Here is a 19735-nt window from a genome sequence, read left to right as displayed (position 1 = left end):
CGGGGAGGGCGCACCGGCAGGGTGCGGGCGAGAATGGAGATGCGTGGCTCGCCGACAGCGCAACAAACTCCGGTGTCGTCCCGGCCTTCGCCGGGACGACAAGTGGAAAGAGTCTCGTTGCCACCCGATCTGTCATCGCCCGGCGTTGATGCGCGAGTGATGACACCGTGAACTTGGCCCTTTGATAGCTAAATCACACTCTACTGCAACGCCATTCCAGATGTCTTGATCACCGTCGTCAGCTTCTGCCGATCGGTCTTCATCAGCGCGGCGAGCTCATCGAGTGACATCGGCTTGCCCGGAATGTTGGCGATCGCGAGTTGCCGCTGCACGTCGGGGTTCTGCAACGCCTTGTTGATCGCCGCATTGATCTTCGCAAGCAGCGGCGCCGGCGTCGCGGCCGGCAGGTAGATCCCGTACCAGGGAACGTAGGCGGCCTCGGCAAAGCCGGCTTCCGCGATCGTCGGAACGTCCGGCAGGTCGGGGACGCGCTTGTCGGTGAACACCGCGAGCGGCTTGACGCTACCGGCCTTGATGTGCGGCAGCGCGAGTTCGAGCGAGACGATCTCGAAATGCATCAGGTTGGTCATCAGGTCGATCAAGGCCTGGGGTTGGCCCTTGTAGCCGACATTGGTCAGCTTGATACCGGCGACCTGAAACAGCTTCTGCGCGCTGAGGTCGATCGACGATCCGGTGCCCGGATTGCCGAAGTTGAATTCTCCGGGCTGCTTGCGCGCCAGCTCGACGAATTCGCCGATCGTCTTCACCGGCATCGACGGATGCACCAGCGCCACGCTCTGATTCCAGACCGCAAGGCCGACGCATGTGAAGTCCCTGGCCGCGTTCCAACCGGCGTGCTTGTAGAGGTCGGGGTTGACCAGCAGAGCGGGGCCGGTGACGAGCCAGGTGTAGCCGTCCGGCTCGCTGCGCGCGACCGCAGCGGTGCCGATATTGCTGTTGCCGCCGGGGCGCGCCTCCACCACGACGGTCTGCTTCCAGTCGCGGCCGACCTGCTCGGTCACGGCGCGCGCAACGATATCGACGATGCCGCCGGCAGGGTAGGGCACGATGATGTGGATCGGCCGGCTCGGATAATTGTCTTGCGCCCGTGCATCGATGCTGCCGCTCAGCGCCGTGATGACGCCCACGAGCAAGGCGATCGCGGTCGTGATGCCACGCATGTATCCCTCCCCAGATGTGCCGCATCGTTCGTTGCGATGCGTGTTCTAGTAATTCGTCACCAGCGAGCGGATGCTGCGGGCGAGGCCGAGGATGCGCGGCCCGCATTCCCGCTCGATCTGCTCGGCGCTGAAGCGGAACGAGGGGATGCCGCAATTGACCGACAGGCATTCGCCGGCGGGGGTGCGGTAGAGCGGCGCGGCGACGCCAAAAATCTCGCGCCGCCATTCGCCGAGCGAGACGGCGAAGCCGCGCTCGTTGCAGAGCTCGATGTCCGGCAGCGTGCGCCGCTCGACATAGTCGAGCTCCTCGGGACGCTCGGCCTTGACGCGCGCGACATAGGCGTCGCGTTCCTCCTTGGTGAACAGCGACAACAGCGCGCGGCCGACCGCGGTCGGCGCCAGCGAGGAGACGAAGCCGACGTCAGGCACGTGCGGCACCGCGTCCGTGGTGCGCAGCGTCTCGACATAGATGAAGTCGAGCCCGAACGGCATCGCGATCGATACCGTGCCGCCGGTGTAGGCGGCGAAGTCGCGCATCAGCGGCCGCGCGAGCTGGCGGACCTTGAGCGACGACAGCACCGGATAGGCGGCGGCGAGCACGCCGAGCCCAAGCACGAAGCGGCCCTTGGGATCGCGCCTGAGATAGCCGAGCTGCTCCAGCGTGTAGGTCAGGCGCGAGACGGTCGGCCGCGACAGGCCGGTGTGCTCGGCAAGCTCGGCATTCGAGAGCGGACCGGCGTGGTTGCGGAACGCGGCCAGCACATCGAGCCCGTGCGCCAGGGTGGTCGCAAAGGACGGATCGGTCTGAGGTTCGAGCGAGGACAATGCCGCCATACGAAATAATGGTCCACAAGCGACAGAAATGTCAATATATCGAAATGAATTTGCAAATCGTTTTGATATAGGCTTATCTCCGGACCGGGAGGCGGTATGGATTTCGATCTGTCCGAACGATCGGAGCGTTGGCGGCGGGATCTGTCGGCATTCTTCGCGAAGGAGGTGCTGCCGCGTCATCGCGCCTGGCTCGACCACGTCCGCGCGCACAGCGACACGCCGCCTTTCATGGCCGAGCTGCAGCAGAAGGCGCGTGCGGCGGGCCTGTGGAATCTCGGTCTGCCTGAACTCGCCGACGATGAGCCGGGCACGCGGCTTTCCAATCTCGACTACGCGCCGCTGGCGGAGATCATGGGGCGGCTGTTCTGGGCGCCGGAGGTGTTCAACTGCCAGGCGCCCGATGTGCCGAACATGATCGCGTTGCAGAATTGCGCGACGCCGGAACAGAAGAGGCGCTGGCTGGCGCCGCTGCTCAACGCCGAGACGCGCTCCGCCTTCGGCATGACCGAGCCCGACGTCGCCTCGTCCGATGCGACGAACATCGCGACACGGATGGTGCGCGATGGCGATCACTACATCATCAACGGGCGGAAGTGGTTCATCACCGGCGCCGCGCATCCCCGCTGCAGCTTCCTGATCGTAATGGGGGTGACGGATGCCGGCGCCGAGCGCACCAGCCGGCATTCCTGCATCATCGTGCCGATGGATGCGCCCGGCGTGCGGCTGGTGCGGCGGCTGCGCTGGATGGGCTGCGAAGATCATGTCGCGCCGATCGGCGAGCTTGAATTCGTCAATGTGCGCGTGCCGGCGGAGAATCTGCTCGGCGCCGAGGGCGAGGGCTTCAAGGTCGCGCAGGTCCGGCTCGGGCCGGCGCGTATCCACCACTGCATGCGCTCGATCGGGCTCTGCGAGCTGCTGATCGAATTGATGATGGTGCGCGCCGCGGAGCGCAGCGCGTTCGGCCGCACCGTGATCCAGTACGACACCGTGCAGCGCTGGATCGCCGAAGCCCGCGTCGAGCTGGAGCAGGCGCGGCTGCTCGCCTATCGCTGCGCCTGGCGGCTCGATCAGGCCGGCCATCACGGCGCCTGGCGCGACGTCTCGCTGATCAAGGTCGCGGTGCCCGCGATGCTGCAGAAGATCGCCGACCGCGCCATGCAGGTGTTCGGCGCGATGGGCGGCTCCGACGACACGCCGATCCATCAGGCGCTGGCGTGGGGACGGCTGCTCCGGATCGGCGACGGGCCCGACGAGGTGCATCTCCGGCAGATCTTCCGGATGGAGCCGATGCCGGACTGGTCGATCGCCAACTCGCCCTATCTTGCTGCACATCCCGCCTGAGCGGCGCTACAGTATCCACCGAATTTCCCTGAACGAGGCGCCTTCCGATGACGATGACCGAGCAAGCCCGAGACGCAAAGCCCGCTGCGATCGACAAGGAGCGGCTGCGCCTGAAATATCGCGAGGAGCGCAACAAGCGGCTGCGTCCCGACGGCAACGACCAGTATCTCCAGATCAAGGGCCAGCTCGCGCACTATCTCGAGGATCCCTACACGCCGGTCGTGGAGCGTGCGCCGAAGACCGACCACGTTACCTTCGCCTTTATCGGCGGCGGCTTCGCCGGGCTCGCCACCGCGGCGCGGCTGACCGAGGCCGGTATCAAGGATGTCCGCATTGTCGAGAAGGGTGGCGATTTCGGCGGCACCTGGTACTGGAACAGGTATCCCGGCGCGCAATGCGACACGGCGTCGATGGTCTACATGCCGCTGCTCGAAGAGACCGGCCACATGCCGTCGGAGAAATACGCGCATGCGCCGGAGATCCTGGCGCACTGCCAGCGGATCGGCCGGCAGTTCGGGCTCTACGACAATGCACTGTTTCACACCGAGGTGACGAGCCTCGACTGGGACGCGGCGCAGTCGCGCTGGATCATCCGCACGACGCGGGGCGATGCCTTCACCGCGCAATATGTCGGCATCGGCACCGGCCCGCTGCATGTGCCGAAGCTGCCCGGCATTCCCGGTATCGAGCGCTTCAAGGGCCACTCGTTCCACACCAGCCGCTGGGATTACGACTACACCGGCGGCGATCCCCGGGGCGCGCCGATGGAGAAGCTTGCCGACAAGCGCGTCGGCATCATCGGCACCGGCGCGACGTCGGTGCAGTGCATTCCGCATCTCGCGCGCGCCTGCAAGGAGCTCTATGTGTTCCAGCGCACGCCGTCGTCGGTCGACGTGCGCGGCAACGGACCGATCGATCCCGACTGGTTTGCCGATATCGCGACACCGGGCTGGCAACAGCGCTGGCTAGAGAATTTCACCGCCAACCAGGCCGGTGGATCGGCCGAGGAAGATCTGGTGCAGGACGGCTGGACCGACCTCTCCAAGCGCATCCGCGCCAAGATCATGCTGCTGCCGCGCGAGCAGCGTAGCTTGGAAAACATGCGTGCGGCGTTCGAGGATTCCGACTTCGAGAAGATGGAGGAGATCCGCAACCGGGTCGACACCATTGTGCGCGATTCCGGCACGGCAAAGAACTTGAAGGCCTGGTATGGCCAGCTCTGCAAGCGGCCATGTTTCCACGACGCCTATCTGCAGGCGTTCAACACGCCCGGCACCCATCTGGTCGATACCGACGGCAAGGGCGTCGAGGAGATCACCGAGAACGGGATCGTCGTCGCGGGCAAGGAATACAAGCTCGATTGCATCATCTACGCGTCCGGCTTCGAGGTCGGCACCGAGTACAAGCGGCGGGCGGGTTTCGACGCGACAGGCCAGGATGGCATCAAGCTGTCGGAGTATTGGGGCGAGGGCATGCGCACCAAGCACGGCATCCATGTGCATGGCTTTCCGAACCTGTTCTTCGTGCAGCCAACGCAGGGCGCCAATTTGATCTCCAACGTGCCGCATAATCTGACCGAAGCGGCGCGCACCATCGCCCTGATGGTCGGACATGCGCAGGCCAATGGCTTCAAGGAAATCGAAGTCAGCAAGGAAGCCGAGAACCGCTGGGTCGAGCTGCTGCTGACCGCGGTCGGCCGGATGATCGGCGGCCCCGATTGCACGCCCGGCTATTACAACAATGAGGGACGCGAGCCCGGGCCCGCAGCCAAGCTCAATGTCGGCTATCCGGCGGGCGCGCTCGCCTATTTCAAGTATATCGACGAGTGGCGCCGGAGCGGCCGGTTCGAAGGCGTGCAATTCCGCTGAGCGGTGCGTGATCGGGACTGATTTCTGCCCAACGAGGGAGTGCCTGAGTATGACCCAGACAACCGCAGGTGAGACATCGCACGAAGCTCCGAAGGCGGCATCCGCGCCGGTCATCGCGCAGCACGAGGCGACGCTGAAGGCGCTGCCGTTCGCCGACACGCGTGACTTCGACGATGCTGCGCGCGGCTTTCTCGGCACCATCGAGAACGCGCGCATCGCCTCTGCGCAGGGCAGGGTGGTCTGGAGTCTGGAGCCCTACGGCTTCCTCTCCGAGGAGAAGGCGCCCGCGACCGTCGATCCGAGCCTGTGGCGGCAGTCGCGGCTCAACATGCATCACGGCCTGTTCGAAGTCGTGCCGGGTGTCTACCAGGTGCGCGGCCTCGACATCGCCAACATGACGCTGATCGAGGGCGACAAGGGCGTCATCGTGGTCGACACCTTGACCTCGATCGAGGGCGCTCGCGCCGCGATCGAGCTGTACTTCCAGCACCGCGGCAAGCGGCCGGTCGCCGCCGTGATCTTCACCCACACCCACACCGACCATTGGGGCGGCGCGCGCGGCGTGCTCGACGACGCCATGCTGGCGGCGGGCGTGCCGATCATCGCGCCGAACTTCTTCATGGAGCATGCGGTCTCCGAGAACATCATCGCGGGGCCGGCGATGCTGCGCCGCGCGCAATACCAGTTCGGGCCGTTCCTCGCCAAGGGCGCGCGCGGCCATGTCGATTGCGGCCTCGGCAAGACCATGGCGGCGGGCGGCGTCGCGCTGCTGCGGCCGACCGATCTGATCATCGCGACCGGCGACAAGCGCGTGATCGACGGCGTCGAGTTCGAATTCCAGATGGCGCCGAACAGCGAAGCGCCGGCGGAGATGCATTTCTTCATTCCGCGCTACAAGCTGTTGAACCTCGCGGAAAACTGCACGCACAATTTCCACAATCTGTTGCCGTTCCGCGGCGCCGATGTGCGCGACGCGCTGGCCTGGTCGAAATATCTCGGCGAAGCCTTGCAGATGTGGGGCGGCAAGGCCGAGGCGATGTGCGGCCAGCATCACTGGCCGGTGTGGGGCAGGGAGCGGATCGACACCATGATCCGCGAGCAGCGCGACCTCTACAAATACGCGCATGACCAGACCATCCGGCTGATGAACCACGGCCTCAACGCGGTCGAGATCGCCGAGACGATCCGGCTGCCGCAGAGCCTCGAAGGTGCATGGCACGGCCGCGGCTACTACGGCCATATCAGGCACAATGTGAAGGCGATCTACCAGAAGTATCTCGGCTGGTACGACGCCAATCCGGTCAATCTGGATCCGCTGCCGCCGGTCGACGCCGGCAAGAAATATGTCGAGTATATGGGCGGCGCCGATGCGATCCTGAAACGCGCAGCGGCGGACTTCGCCAAGGGTGAATTCCGCTTCGTCGCGCAGGCCGTCAGCCATCTCGTGTTCGCCGAGCCCGACAACCAGGCGGCGCGCGCATTGCTGGCCGACACGTTCGAGCAGCTCGGCTATGCCGCCGAGAGCTCGACCTGGCGCAACGCCTATCTGTTCGGCGCCCAGGAGCTGCGGCAGGGCATGCCGAAGACGCCGCCGCGCTCGCCGATGCCACGCGAGACGCTGGCTGCGCTGCGCACCGGGCAGCTCTGGGATGTGCTCGGCATCCGCCTCAACGGCCCGAAGGCCGAAGGCAAGCACATCGTGCTGAACTGGAGCTTCACCGACACAGGCGAGACCTTCGTCCTCAACCTCGAGAACTCGGCGCTGACTTACATCGAGGGCGCGCAGGCCGCCGATGCGCACGCCAGCTTCACGCTGGCGCGCAGCGTGCTGGATGAGGTCATCGCCAAGCTGACCACATTCCCGGAAGCCGTCGCCGCCGGCAAGGTCAAGGTCTCCGGCGAGCCGCTGCGGCTCGGCGAGTTGATGATGCTGATGGACGAATTTCCGCGGATGTGGGAGATCGTCGAGCCGAAGCGGACGGTGGTGACGTAGGGTCGCATATGCAAAGCGATGACCGTCGCCCTGAGGAGCGCGCTCTTGCGCGCGTCTCGAAGGGTCGACGGCCACCGGCCGGGCCGTGCATCCTTCGAGGCTCGCTCCGCTCGCACCTCAGGATGACGGTTCGATAAGTGCTATCTCAAATCCCGAGATACGCCGCCTGCACCTGCTTATTGTTGGCGAGCTCGGCGCTGGTGCCCTGCATGATCACATTGCCGCTTTCAAGCACGTAGGCGCGCTGCACCAGTGACAGCGCGCGGCTGACATTCTGCTCCACCAACAAGATCGCGGTGCCCATCTTGTGGATCTCGCCGATCTTCTCGAAGGTCACGTCGGTCATCACGGGCGCGAGCCCGAGCGAGGGTTCGTCCAGCATCAAGAGGCGCGGCTTCAGCATCAGCCCGCGGCCGACCGCGACCATCTGCTGCTCGCCGCCGCTCATGGTGCCGGCGAGCTGCTTCCTGCGGTCGGCGAGCCGCGGGAAGATGCTGTAGACGAGCTCCATCGTGCGCGCGCGGTCCGCCTTGGCTTTCGGCGTATAGGCGCCGATCTCGAGATTTTCCTGCACCGTCATGTCGGGGAATACCTGGCGGCCTTCGGGGACATGCGCGATGCCGAGCTCGGGGATCCGGTACGGTGGCAGCGTCGCGAGGTCGACGCCGTCGAAGCTGACCTTGCCTCCGAACAGTTTGACGAGGCCGGAGACCGCACGCAGCGTCGTGCTCTTGCCGGCGCCGTTGGCGCCTAACAGGCCGACGGCTTCGCCCGCGCCAACGGAGATGCTGACATCGGTGATCGCTGGCACCGAGCCGTAGCTGGCGCTGACGCCGGAGAGCTCAAGCATGGGCGTCTCCCGGCGGATGCACGTAGGAGCCGAGATAGGCGCGGATCACTTCCGGATCCTCCACGATCTCCTTGGGCGCGCCCTCGGCGATCTTCTGGCCGTGGTCCAGCACTACGATGTGGCGGGCCACCGCCATGATCGCGCGCATCACGTGCTCGACGATCACGATGGTCAGGCCGCTGGCCGAGAGCTTCTTGACCAGCGCCACCGCCTGGTCGATCTCGGCCGGATTGAGCCCGGCCATCACCTCATCGAGCAGCAGGATTTTTGGCTGCGTTGCCAGCGCGCGGGCCATCTCGAGGCGGCGCTGGTCGATGGTGGTGAGGTCGCGGGCACGCGTCTGCTCCTTGGCGCCGAGGCCGACGAACTCGATCGCCTCGAGGGCCTTGGTACGCGCGGCGGCGATATGGCGGTCGCGCAGGAAGGCGCCGGTCATCACATTGGCGAGCACCGTCATCGCGCCGAACGGTTTTGCAACTTGAAAGGTGCGAGCCATGCCGAGCGCGCAGACATCGTGCGGCCGCAAGCCCACGACCTCGTGACCGAAGGCGAGCACCGAGCCGGAGTCCGGCCGGTGAAATCCGGTGATCAAATGAAAGCTCGTGGTCTTGCCAGCGCCGTTCGGCCCGATCAGCGCGACTGTCTCGTTCTCCTGCACGGTGAAGCTGACATCCTGCACGGCGCGCAGGCCGCCGAAGCGCTTGCTGAGACCCTTGATGACCAGTGCTTCTGCCATCGGGGTGACCTCAGGCGCGCGCCGGCTTGCGCCGGAGGGTGCGGTGATAGACGTCGGTCGCGAACCCGATCAGCCCGGTCGGCCGCCACAGGATGACCGCCATCAGGATCAGGCTGTAGACCGTGAGCTGGATGCCGCCCACCGAGCTGCCGAGCCAGCTTTGCAGCAGCGCCGAGGTGGTCTCCAGCAGCACGGTGCCGATCACGGGACCCCACAGTGTGCCGATGCCGCCGACGATCGACACCAGCGCCGCCTCGATCGAGACGTTGAAGCTGAACGCGGTCGCCGGATCGATGAAGTAGATGTACTGGGTGTAGAAGGTGCCGGCGAGCGCGGTCAGGAACGCGCTGATCATGTAGATGTCGCGCTTGATCTTGGGGGCGTTGACGCCGACCGCTTCGGCGGCATCTTCATCCTCGCCGATGGCGACGAGGTAGTAGCCCATCCAGGATTTTTCGATCCTGTGGGTGATCCATAGCCCGACCGCGAGCAGTCCGAGCACGACATAGTAATAGGACGACTTCTCCTCGAACTGCATCATCAGCGGCGCGCTGCCGAGGTTCGGGATCGTGGTGCCTTCCGCGCCCCAGGCGAAATCGCGGAATTTGAGGAAGATCAGCATCAGCACCTGCGCGGTCGCGATCGTCGCGATGGTGAAATAGGGGCCGCGCAGGCGGAAGCAGAGCCAGCCGATCGGCAGGCTTGCCAGCATCGCGACCACGCCGCCCGCAACCATCCCGATCCAGGGCGAGATGCCGTAGTTCACCTGCATGATGGTCGAGGTGTAGGCACCGAGCCCGAAATAGGCGGCGTGCCCGAGCGACAGCTGCTTGGCATAGCCGCCCATCAGGTTCCAGGCGACGCCGATGAAGGAGAACAAGAGGATGCGGATGAAGATGTCGATCGCGAACGATGAGGTGACGAGCTGCGGCAGAGCGAGCATGACGACCGCCCCGATCACGAGCCACAGCCATTTCATTTTGCCTGGGGTCTGCATCAGCGGCCTCTTCTGGCGCCGAGGCCGCTCGGCCTGAAGGCGAGCGTCAGCAGCAGCAGCCCGAACACCACGATCAGGCCGGAATCGGCGCCGACGAACTGGATGCCGAGCGATTCCGCGATGCCCATCATCAGGCTCGCGACCAGCGCGCCCATCACATTGCCGAGCGTGCCCATCACGACGGCGACGAACGCCATCAGCACGAACACCTGGCCGACGAACGGGTAGGCCGAATAGAACGGCATCAAGAGCGAGCCGGCGGCGCCCGCGAGCGCCAGCGCGGTGCCGAACGCCACCGCGAACACGCGGTTCGGATTGATCCCCATCAGCATCGCGACGTCGCGGTTCTGCGACGCCGCGCGCATGGCGCGGCCGAGATCGGTTGTGTGCAGGAATACCCAGAGCAGGCCGCTCAGCGCCATCGCGACCGCGAAGGCGATCAGCTTCGCCAACGGGATGTAGAGGCCGCCGATGTGCCAGGCTTCATCCGAATAAGAGGTATGGACGGTGCGGTAGTTGGCGCTGAACAGCATCAGCGAGAGATTGAGCAGCAGCAGCGACAACGCGAAGGTTAAGAAGATCTGCGGCATGTCGTTCGGCCCGAGCACCCTGCGGATCAGGAAATGCTGGATCAGGACGCCCGCAAGGAACAGCACCGGCATCGAGACAACAAGCGAGACCAGCGGATCGATGCCGAACTGGGTGGCGAGGAAGAACGAGATATACATCCCGATCATCACGAACTCGCCCTGGGCGAAATTGACGATCTTGACCACGCCGAAGATCAGCGTGACGCCGATGCTGACAAGCGCGTAGATGCCGCCGATGAGCAGGCCGTTGATCACAGCCTGGGCCAGTGTCTCCCACATGCGATGCGACCGCGGTTCAGGTCTTTATCAGCGGGGCGCGGGCGTCTTCCTTGGGGAAGATGCTGGCGAGATCGGCGTTCTGCCACTGCACGCCGACCGGACGGCCATAGACGTTCTTGCCGTCAGGCCCGAACTTCACCTTGCCGCCCGGCGCCATCGCCGCATAGCCGGAGGAGACGTCGAGCGTCGAGAGCGCTTCGCGCACTTTCTTCGGATCGGCTGAGGCGGCGCGCTCCAGCGCGTCGGCCAGCATGAAGGTCTGCGCGACCAGGCCACCGGCATATTCGAATGCGAACTCGCCGGTGCGCTTCTTGAATTCGGCGTTGACCTTCTGGGCATCCTCGTTGACGTCGTGGTTCCAGTGCGCCACGCCCTGCAGGCCTTCGGCAGCCTTGCCGACGTTCTTGTAGAAATCCGGCATCACGAAGCCGCCCGAGCCGCCATTGATCGCGATGTCGAGCCCGACCTGCTTTACGGTGCGCACGATCAGGATGAGGTCGTTGAGGTAGGACAGCGAGAACAGCGTGTTGGCGCCGGACGCCTTGACCTTGTTGATCAGCGGGCTGGCATCGGTGAAGCCGGCCGAGTAGGGCTCGAACATCACGATCTCGACGCCTTCGCCCGGCGCCAGCTCCTTCAGCCCGTTCGAGGTCGAGGTGCCGAACGCGGTGTTCTCGAAGATGACGGCGACCTTCGCCTGATCGCTGACGAGCTTGGCCATCTGCAGCTGCGCCTTGGCGAATTGCGAGGCACGTGCGAACGGCGTGAAGGTGTAGCTGCGTCCCTTGTTGAGCTGGTCGGAGCTCGATCCGGTGATGATCGGAACGTGAGCGCGCTCGCAGACCTCGCTCGCGATCAGGGTCAGCGCGCTGGCATAGCAGCCATGGATCGCCGACAGCTTGTTGCCGGTGATGAGACGATCGGTCTCGGTGCGCGTCACCGTGGTGTCGCTCTGCACGTCGGAGACGATGAGGTTTAGCCTGGCGCCGCCGAGCGACTTGATGCCGCCGGCCTCGTTGACCATGTCGACCGCAAGCTTTGCCGCGGCAACGCAGCCGGTGCCGATCTGCGCCATGCTGCCGGTGGTCGGATAGAGCGCGCCGATATTGATCGGGTCGGCGGCCCAGCCGCGCAGCGGGACCGCGCCGAATGCACCGGCTGCAAGGGCGCCGCCGGTCCTGGCCAGGAACTTGCGGCGGTTCAGCTTCGTGCGTGAGGCTTGGGTCGGCGCGGCATTATTAATGGCCGGCGGCTTGCGGTCCCCTGTCATGGCGTTCCCCCTGTGCGACCACGGCCCGGTTGCTCCGTCCGCTCGCTTATTATTTTTTGCTCAAGCGGGGCGCATAAGAGCACGTAATTCGGCAATCGCAAAGGCGATATCGGCCGGACCCGTGGGGAAACGAATTGCGACCGGTGCGTCGCAACAATCGTGCGACGCGCGCATGTGAGCAGCTTCGTTGCGTGAGAGCTGCCGCCAGACATGACGGTATTATTGACAATCGAATGACCCGACGAACCGGCACGGACAGTGCCGGCCGGCCCGCCGGATCATTCGATCGGCCGCTGCAACTTCTATTCGGCGCTCGCCACCAGCTTGAAGCGCGGCTTGGCTTCCATCAGGCTGCGATAGGCGGCGAGATAGTCGAGCGCCATCCGGCGTGCGGTGAAGCGGGTCTCGAATTGCTTGCGGATCGCGTCGCGGTTGAGCGTCGACAGGCGGCCGACGGAGGAGATCGCGCTGATCTCGTCCTCGACGATGAAGCCGGTCAGGCCATCCTCGATGATCTCGGGCACCGAGCCGCGGTTATACGCAATGACGGGCGTGCCGCAGGCCATCGCTTCGATCATCACGAGGCCGAACGGCTCCGGCCAGTCGATTGGAACCAGGAGCCCGATCGCGCCGCTGAGAAAATCCGGCTTCTCGCGGTCGCTGATCTCGCCGATGAACTCGACCAGCGGATTGTTCGTGATCAGCGGCTTGATCAACTCATCGTAATATTCCTGGTCGGCGCGATCGACCTTGGCCGCGATCTTCAGCGGAATACCGCAACGGGTTGCGATCTTGATCGCACGATCGACGCCCTTCTCCGGCGCGATGCGGCCGAGCACGGCGAGGTAGGACTGCCTGGCCGGTTGCGGCGTCAGCAGATTCTCCGGCAGGCCGTGATGGATGGTGCGCACCCAGTTCGCCTGCGGCACCGGCCGCCGTTGGGCGTTGGAGATCGAGATTACCGGGATCTTGGAGAAGGTGTTGAAGACGGGCTGGTGCTCCGGCAGGTCGAGCCGCCCGTGCAACGTGGTCACGAAAGGCGTCGGCTGCCGCGCGAACAGCGACCATGGGTAATAGTCGAGATGGCAGTGCAGGAAATCGAATTCCTCGTCGTCGGCTTTCTGCCGGACGCGCTCCAGCATCACCATGTGCAGCGCATTGGGATCGCGGACGGAGCCGTCGAGGCGCAGTGCCTTCGGCCAGGTCGCATCGAGCTTCGCGGAGGTCTGTGAATCGCCACTGGCGAACAACGTCACGTCATGTCCAAGTGTTACAAGTTCTTCGGTCAGCCAGTGCACGACCCGTTCGGTGCCGCCGTAGAGCTTGGGGGGAACAGCCTCCGTCAGCGGGGCAACCTGCGCGATGCGCATTTCTCCGTCTCCTGTTTGTGATGTGAGTGAACCCTCAGCCCTCTGATGGCACCGGACATGCCGAAGACGGGAACGTTCTCGCACGTGCGAGGTTCCTTAGATGTGGGAGATCTATCGCTTCTTTCTTCGATCACACTCTGGTCTTGCTGATGCCATCACGCTCCAACACGTTTTTGCCGACGCCAGCGTTGCAAAATTGTTGCGCACTGATGGCTGCATCAAGGAATCCCACCGCCGCCCTTCACGTCATCGTGCACGAGAGCTTCGACTAGAATTTTCTCGTTCACCTTCAACAGGTTTTGCAGGACGTCATGGACCATCTGTCAGGATACGCGCATCGCCCGTTCCCCTTTGTGCTGCGCTATCTGCGCCGGCGGCTTCCGTCGCATGTTGTGATCTTGTCGGCCGTCGTCGCAGCGGTTGCCTGCTCGGTAGGCACGCAATACGGGGTGAAGAATCTGGTCGATGCGTTGTCGGCGGGGCCGTCGGCCGCGAATGGCGTATGGCTGGCATTCGCTCTGCTCATGTCGCTGATCGCAGCCGACAACTTCATGTGGCGGATCGCGAGCTGGACCGCGAGCTACACCTTCGTCAGCGTCACCGGCGACCTGCGCCGCGACATGTTCCGCCATCTCACCGGCCACGCGCCGAGCTATTTCACGGACCGGCTGCCGGGCATGCTGACCAGTCGGATCACCGCGACGTCGAACGCGGTGTTCACGGTGGAGAACATGTTCGTATGGAACGTGTTGCCGCCCTGCATCGCGACCTTCGCGGCGATCACCCTGGTTGGAACCGTCAGCGTGACAATGTCAGCAGTGCTGATCCTGATCGCGGGAACCATGGTGGTGGCGATGTTCCGCATGGCCGCTGCCGGAAGGCCGCTGCATGACGATTTCGCCAACCGGGCGGCCGCGGTCGACGGCGAAATGGTCGACGTCATCAACAACCTGCCGCTGGTGCGTGCATTCTGCGGTCTCGGCTACGAGCACGACCGCTTCGACGCGACGGTGAATCGGGAACTCGTCGCGCGCGGCCGTTCCCTGCGTTATCTCGAAAAGCTCCGCCTTGTTCACGCTGCCGTGACCGTGATCCTGACGATCGCGATGCTGGCCTGGGCGCTCTCGCTCTGGCAGCAGGGCCAGGCCACCACCGGCGATGTCGTGCTGGTCTGCACGCTCGGCATCTCGATCCTGAGCGCGACGCGTGACCTTGCCGTTGCGCTGGTCGACGTCACCCAGCATGTCGCGCGCCTCACCGAGGCGCTGGCGACACTGCTGCAGCCGCATGAGCTGAAGGACCATCCCGAAGCCGAGGTGCTGGTGAAGAGCGGCGCGGCGATCGCCTTCAACAACGTCTCGTTCCGCTATCCCGGCGGCTTGCAGGTGTTCGAGCGCTTTAGCCTGCGCATCCAGCCCGGCCAGCGGGTCGGCCTGGTCGGCCAGTCCGGCGGCGGCAAGTCAACATTGTTTACCCTTCTGCAGCGCTTCTACGACGTCGAGCAGGGCAACATCACGGTCGATGGCCAGGACATCTCGCGCGTCACCCAGCAGAGCCTGCGCGCCGCGATCTCGGTGGTTCCGCAGGACATCTCGCTGTTCCACCGCTCGATCCTGGAGAACATCCGCTACGGCCGGCCGGACGCCACCGACGACGAGGTGCTGCGGGCGGCGATCGCGGCGCGCTGCGATTTCATCGAAAGCCTGCCCGAGGGCATGAACACCATCGTCGGCGACCGCGGCGTCAAGGTCTCCGGCGGCCAGCGCCAGCGCATTGCGATCGCGCGCGCCTTCCTGAAGGATGCGCCGATCCTGCTGCTCGACGAGGCCACCGCGGCGCTCGATGCCGATTCCGAGGAGGCGATCCGCGAGGCGTTGTCGCGCCTGATGCGCGGGCGTACCGTGGTCGCGATCGCGCACCGCCTCGCGACGCTGCGCAGCTTCGATCGCGTGGTCGTGCTGCAGGGCGGCCGGATCGTCGAGGACGGTCCGCCCGACACCCTGGTGAAGGGAAGGGGCCCCTACCGCGACCTCGTGGCACGCGAGATGGGCCGCCTCTCCACCAGCGCGGCCTGACCCCGCGCCATCAAGCGTGTTCTTGGACCGCGTGTTCTTGCGTTCCGGTGCGTTCGTTCGAACCGAGAGTCGAGCCAAAAATCGGTCTAAGCAAAGTCGCCAGAGGTTCAGATGGCAGCCGACGTCGTTACGCAGATCATCACTGCTCGCATCACAGAGCGTGTCGCCGAATCGCCGTTCTACATTCCGATGACCGGGCCCGCGGCGCGGCCGCGGCGCTCGCTCAAGCATGACGACACCTTCATCGTGCTCGACAGCCACGGCGACATCGGCGCCTCGGCCGGCGGGCCCGACGGCCTGTTCAACGCCGACACGCGCTACCTCGCGCGGCTGGAAATGGTGCTGGAGGACGTGCAGCCGCTGCTGCTCGGCTCCAACATGCGCGACGACAATTCGGCGCTGACGGTTGATCTCACCAATTCCGACGTCTATCGCGACGGCCGCCTGACTCTGCCGAAGGATACGCTGCACATCGTACGCTCGATCTTCCTGTGGCGCGGCACCGCCTATCAGCGGATCGGCCTGCAGAACCACGGCGATCATGCCGCAAGCTTCGATCTGACGCTGCTGTTCGACAATGATTTCGCCGACCTGTTCGAGGTGCGCGGCGAGCGGCGGCCGCGGCGCGGCATCGGTTCGAGCAAGCTGCTCGGTCCGACCGACGTCGTGCTGGAATATTGCGGCCTCGACGAGCAGACGCGGATCACCGCGCTGCATTTCGATCCGCGGCCGACCCGGCTGTCGGTCAACGCCGCGACCTATCATTTCGATCTCGAGCCCGCGCAGGTCACCTCGCTGTTCGTCGCGGTGTCGTGCAACAAGCCGATCATGCAGAAGCCGGTGCCGTTCTTCCGCGGGCTGTTGGCGCATCGCCGCGAGATGCGGAATTCGTCGGCTGGTGCGGCCTCGATCGAGACCTCGAACAACATCTTCAACGAGGTGCTGTGCCAGGCGATGGCCGACCTCAACATGCTGATGACGGAGACGCCGCAGGGCCGTTACCCCTATGCCGGCATTCCCTGGTATTCGACGACGTTCGGCCGCGACGGGCTGATCACGGCGCTGCAGATGCTGTGGGTCGATCCGCGGATCGCCAAGGGCGTGCTGAAGCGGCTGGCGCTATTCCAGGCCAAGGCGGTCGATCCGCTGGCCGATGCCGCGCCGGGCAAGATCCTGCACGAGATGCGCGGCGGCGAGATGGCCGCGCTGCGCGAGGTGCCGTTCGCGCATTACTACGGCAGCGTCGATTCGACGCCGCTGTTCGTGCTGCTCGCCGGGCTCTATCTGGAGCGCACTGGCGACGTTGAGACGTTGCGCGAGCTGTGGCCCGCGGTCGAGGCCGGATTGCAATGGATCGACGGTCCTGGCGATCCCGATCGCGATGGCTTCGTCGAGTATCAGCGTGCGACCGAAGAGGGGCTGCGCAATCAAGGCTGGAAGGATTCCTTCGACGCCATCTTCCATGCCGACGGAACGCTCGCCGAGGGAAATATCGCGCTGGCGGAAGTGCAGGGCTATGTGTTTGCCGGCAAGCGGCTTGCCGCACGCGCGGCGCGCCAGCTCGGCTTTATGGACAAGGCTGTGAAGCTCGAAGCCGAGGCCGAACGGCTGCGCGCGCGGTTCGAGGAGGCATTCTGGTGCGAGGAACTCGGCACCTATGCCGTCGCGCTCGACGGCGCCAAGCAGCCGTGCAGGGTGCGCACCTCGAATGCCGGACAAACCCTGTTTTCCGGCATGGTGCGCCAAGACCGCGCGCGGCGAGTTGCCGCCGATCTGATGAGCCAGAAGTTCTTCTCTGGTTGGGGCATCCGCACCGTTGCCGTGGGCGAAGCGCGCTACAACCCGATGTCCTATCACGACGGCTCGATCTGGCCGCATGACAATGCGCTGATTGCACTCGGGCTCGCGCGCTACGGCCTCAAGCATTCGGTCGCGCATCTGTTCAAGGGCCTGTTCGACGCCGCGAGCTACATGGAGCTGCGGCGGCTGCCGGAGCTGTTCTGCGGCTTCCGCCGTGAGCGCCGGCGCGGCCCGGTGCTCTATCCGGTGGCCTGCGCACCGCAGGCCTGGGCGAGCGCGACGCCGTTCACGCTGCTGGAGGCCGCGCTCGGGCTGGAGTTCGACACTGCCCGTGGCGAGATCAGGCTGCGCGATCCGTGCCTGCCGGAATTCCTTAACGACGTGGTGCTGCGCGATCTCAGGCTCGGCGCATCCAGTGTCGATCTGCGGCTGCGCCGCCACGGCGACGAGGTGTCACTCGAAGTGTTGCGCACGCGCGGCCAGATCCAGGTGTCGATCGTGCTGACGCATTAAGCGTCGTCGCGCGGCGTGGATCGTCGTCGTGCGGCATGCGCACGCCAGGGAAATCGTGGGGAGAGAGTAACATGCGTCCGAGGGTCATGGTTATACTGGTCGCAGCGGCGCTGCTGACATGCGCTGGTGTCCGTGCGGCCGACGACGAAGTGCCGTCGCCGCCGCCGGCTGCGCAGGCGACGCCGGCAACTCCCGCGCCGCCGGCCGCTGGAGCACCGAAGGAGCAGGCCAAGGAGCCGTCGCCGCCGCCGTCGGTGACCGTGATCGGGGCGCGCGATGCCCACGGCATTCTCGGGCGCGACGTTCGCAGTTCCGCCAATGAGGACATGGGCCGCATCGTTGACGTCATCGTCGACCGCGACGGCAAGGTGCGCGCCGCGGTGATCGATTTCGGCGGCTTTCTCGGCGTCGGCAGCCGCAAGATCGTGGTCGACTGGAACGCGCTGCGCTTCGCTGGCGTTTCCAGCAAGAGCGACAGCATTACGCTGGACCTCAACAAGCAGCAGGTGAGCGCTGCGCCGGAATACAAGGAAGATACGCCGCTGATCGTGCTGGGCGCGGCCGGCAATCTCCATCCATGGGACTACGAGCATTAGGGGGCAAAAGCTGGTCGCGCGTCCGAACCCTTCCTTCGAGACGGTTGGCGACGATCGTGGCGAACGATCTGCCGGCGGCACCAATATTGTGTCGATGACCCCCGATCAGCCCAGCCCGGAGGGGCCGCGCGCGCCGTCGCGCGAAAGCCAGCGCGGGCTCGACTGGTTCATTTTCTTCCTGGCCGACGTGCAAACCGGGTTCGGCCCGTTCATTGCGGTCTATCTGACGACCCAGAAATGGACCCAGGTCGAGATCGGCTTCGTGCTCTCGATCGGCGGCATCATCGGCCTGCTGGGACAGATGCCCGGCGGGGCGATCGTGGATGCGGCGCGCTCGGAGCGCATTGTCGCGGGCTGCGCGGTCGCCGCGATCGGGTCAGCCGCGCTGGCCTACGCGCTGTGGCCGATCTTTCCCGTGGTGACGCTCGCCGCGACGCTGCACGCGCTTGCAAGCTGCGTGCTGGGACCCGCGATCGCCGCGATCAGCCTCGGCCTGGTCGGGCCGCGGGCAATCGGCGAGCGGCTCGGCCGCAATGCGCGGTTTGCCTCGCTCGGCAGCGGCTCGGCGGCGGCGCTGATGGGGGCTTGCGGTTATTTTTTGTCGAGCCGCTCCGTGTTCCTCGTGACCTTCATCCTGGCGATCCCGACCTTGTTGTCGCTGGCACGGATCCGCGAGCGCGAGATCGACATCGCGCAGGCTCATGGCGAGGTGAAGCGTGAGGTTCCCGACAAGCGCGCCACCAGCGTCATCACTCTGGTGCGGCACCGGACACTGCTGATCTTTGCCGGCGCGATGATGCTGTTCCAGTTGGCCAATGCCGCGATGCTGCCGCTGATGGCGGGCGTGGTCACCGCGCGGTCGAGCCAATGGGCGCCGGTCCTGATCGCGGCCTGCATCATCGTGCCGCAGGCGATCGTCGCGTTGTGCTCGCCGTCGGTCGGCCGCAAGGCCCAGGCTTTGGGCCGGCGGCCATTGCTCCTGCTGGCCTTCGCCTCGCTGGCGATCCGCGGTGTGTTGTTCGCAACGGTGCGCGATCCCTATCTGCTGGTCGCGGTGCAGATCTTCGACGGCATCACGGCGGCGATCTTCAGCGTGATGGTGCCGCTGATCGTGGCCGACGTGGCGTTCGGCAGCGGCCATTTCAACCTGGCGCAGGGCATTGTCGGAACCGCCGTCGGCATCGGCGCGTCGCTCAGCACCGTGCTGGCCGGCTATGTCAGCGACAAGCTCGGCAGCAGCACCGCCTTCATGGGCCTCGCCGGCGTCGCCGCGCTCGGGCTGTTCGTGATCTGGCTGGTGATGCCGGAGACGCGGCGGACGGCATGACGAAGGCAGGTTTGGCTCCCGGCGCCCTTCCTCATGGATGCGCCGTCATATATGAGTGATTTGCTGCTGGAACGAGCTGGTAGTCCCCTGGATTAATCAATCCAAAATCGTGATC

Annotated in this window: 15 protein-coding genes; 7 read left to right on the top strand and 8 right to left on the bottom strand. The window is 65.2% G+C overall.

Annotated elements, in window-relative coordinates:
* Nucleotides 1-200: 200 nt before the first annotated feature.
* Both FBZ93_RS06865 and FBZ93_RS06860 read right to left on the bottom strand, forming a co-directional pair.
* The gene (locus FBZ93_RS06865; protein ID WP_146985175.1) at nt 201-1181 is read right to left on the bottom strand and encodes a Bug family tripartite tricarboxylate transporter substrate binding protein; all 981 of its coding nucleotides are present in this window, start codon (nt 1179-1181) and stop codon (nt 201-203) included.
* Nucleotides 1182-1226: 45 nt separating this feature from the next.
* Nucleotides 1227-2015 (bottom strand): IclR family transcriptional regulator, encoded by a 789-nt coding sequence (locus FBZ93_RS06860; RefSeq protein WP_074130389.1) that lies wholly within the window; start codon nt 2013-2015, stop codon nt 1227-1229.
* 96 nt (nt 2016-2111) lie between these two features.
* Here FBZ93_RS06860 and FBZ93_RS06855 point away from each other — a divergent pair, with 96 nt between their 5' ends.
* Genes FBZ93_RS06855 through FBZ93_RS06845 form a run of 3 tightly spaced genes read left to right on the top strand, consistent with a single transcriptional unit; the run spans nt 2112 to nt 7217 of the window.
* Nucleotides 2112-3356: an acyl-CoA dehydrogenase family protein gene (locus FBZ93_RS06855; RefSeq protein WP_146985173.1), complete on the top strand. Its 1245-nt coding sequence runs from the start codon at nt 2112-2114 to the stop codon at nt 3354-3356.
* Between the two features lie 47 nt (nt 3357-3403).
* Complete coding sequence (locus FBZ93_RS06850; protein WP_146985172.1) at nt 3404-5224, top strand: flavin-containing monooxygenase; 1821 nt, start codon at nt 3404-3406, stop codon at nt 5222-5224.
* A gap of 49 nt (nt 5225-5273) precedes the next feature.
* The gene (locus FBZ93_RS06845) at nt 5274-7217 is read left to right on the top strand and encodes an alkyl/aryl-sulfatase (protein ID WP_146985171.1); all 1944 of its coding nucleotides are present in this window, start codon (nt 5274-5276) and stop codon (nt 7215-7217) included.
* 145 nt (nt 7218-7362) lie between these two features.
* On the opposite strand, the gene FBZ93_RS06840 is transcribed toward FBZ93_RS06845, so the two are convergent.
* The 6 genes from FBZ93_RS06840 to FBZ93_RS06815 form a co-directional block, all read right to left on the bottom strand.
* Complete coding sequence (locus FBZ93_RS06840) at nt 7363-8067, bottom strand: ABC transporter ATP-binding protein (protein ID WP_146985170.1); 705 nt, start codon at nt 8065-8067, stop codon at nt 7363-7365.
* Nucleotides 8060-8803, bottom strand: coding sequence for an ABC transporter ATP-binding protein (locus FBZ93_RS06835; protein WP_146985169.1), 744 nt, complete (start codon nt 8801-8803; stop codon nt 8060-8062). The genes FBZ93_RS06840 and FBZ93_RS06835 overlap by 8 nt, the downstream gene beginning before the upstream one ends.
* Nucleotides 8804-8813: 10 nt before the next feature.
* Nucleotides 8814-9800 (bottom strand): branched-chain amino acid ABC transporter permease, encoded by a 987-nt coding sequence (locus tag FBZ93_RS06830; protein ID WP_146985168.1) that lies wholly within the window; start codon nt 9798-9800, stop codon nt 8814-8816.
* Nucleotides 9800-10669, bottom strand: a complete 870-nt coding sequence (locus FBZ93_RS06825) for a branched-chain amino acid ABC transporter permease (protein WP_146985167.1) — start codon at nt 10667-10669, stop codon at nt 9800-9802. Before FBZ93_RS06825 ends, FBZ93_RS06830 begins: the two co-directional genes overlap by 1 nt.
* 16 nt (nt 10670-10685) lie before the next feature.
* Nucleotides 10686-11939, bottom strand: a complete 1254-nt coding sequence (locus FBZ93_RS06820) for an ABC transporter substrate-binding protein (protein ID WP_146985166.1) — start codon at nt 11937-11939, stop codon at nt 10686-10688.
* A 302-nt stretch (nt 11940-12241) separates the two neighbouring features.
* Nucleotides 12242-13309 carry a glycosyltransferase family 4 protein gene (locus FBZ93_RS06815; protein WP_146985165.1) on the bottom strand — a complete coding sequence of 356 codons (1068 nt, stop codon included), beginning with the start codon at nt 13307-13309 and terminating at the stop codon, nt 12242-12244.
* Nucleotides 13310-13620: 311 nt separating this feature from the next.
* On the opposite strand from FBZ93_RS06815, the gene FBZ93_RS06810 reads away from it, so the two are divergent.
* The 4 genes from FBZ93_RS06810 to FBZ93_RS06795 all read left to right on the top strand — a co-directional run bounded on the left by FBZ93_RS06810 (nt 13621) and on the right by FBZ93_RS06795 (nt 19620).
* Nucleotides 13621-15384: an ABC transporter ATP-binding protein gene (locus FBZ93_RS06810; protein ID WP_146985164.1), complete on the top strand. Its 1764-nt coding sequence runs from the start codon at nt 13621-13623 to the stop codon at nt 15382-15384.
* Nucleotides 15385-15495: 111 nt separating this feature from the next.
* Nucleotides 15496-17697, top strand: a complete 2202-nt coding sequence (locus FBZ93_RS06805; protein ID WP_146985163.1) for an amylo-alpha-1,6-glucosidase — start codon at nt 15496-15498, stop codon at nt 17695-17697.
* A 71-nt stretch (nt 17698-17768) separates the two neighbouring features.
* Entirely contained in the window at nt 17769-18293 is a 525-nt protein-coding gene (locus FBZ93_RS06800; protein ID WP_146985162.1) for a PRC-barrel domain-containing protein, read from the top strand.
* A gap of 94 nt (nt 18294-18387) precedes the next feature.
* The gene (locus FBZ93_RS06795; RefSeq protein ID WP_246667382.1) at nt 18388-19620 is read left to right on the top strand and encodes an MFS transporter; all 1233 of its coding nucleotides are present in this window, start codon (nt 18388-18390) and stop codon (nt 19618-19620) included.
* Nucleotides 19621-19735: the final 115 nt, after the last annotated feature.

Origin of the sequence: Bradyrhizobium macuxiense (genome assembly GCF_007993935.1) — a bacterium.
Lineage (GTDB): Bacteria > Pseudomonadota > Alphaproteobacteria > Rhizobiales > Xanthobacteraceae > Bradyrhizobium > Bradyrhizobium macuxiense_A.
This window is presented reverse-complemented; position numbering and strand designations above follow the sequence as displayed.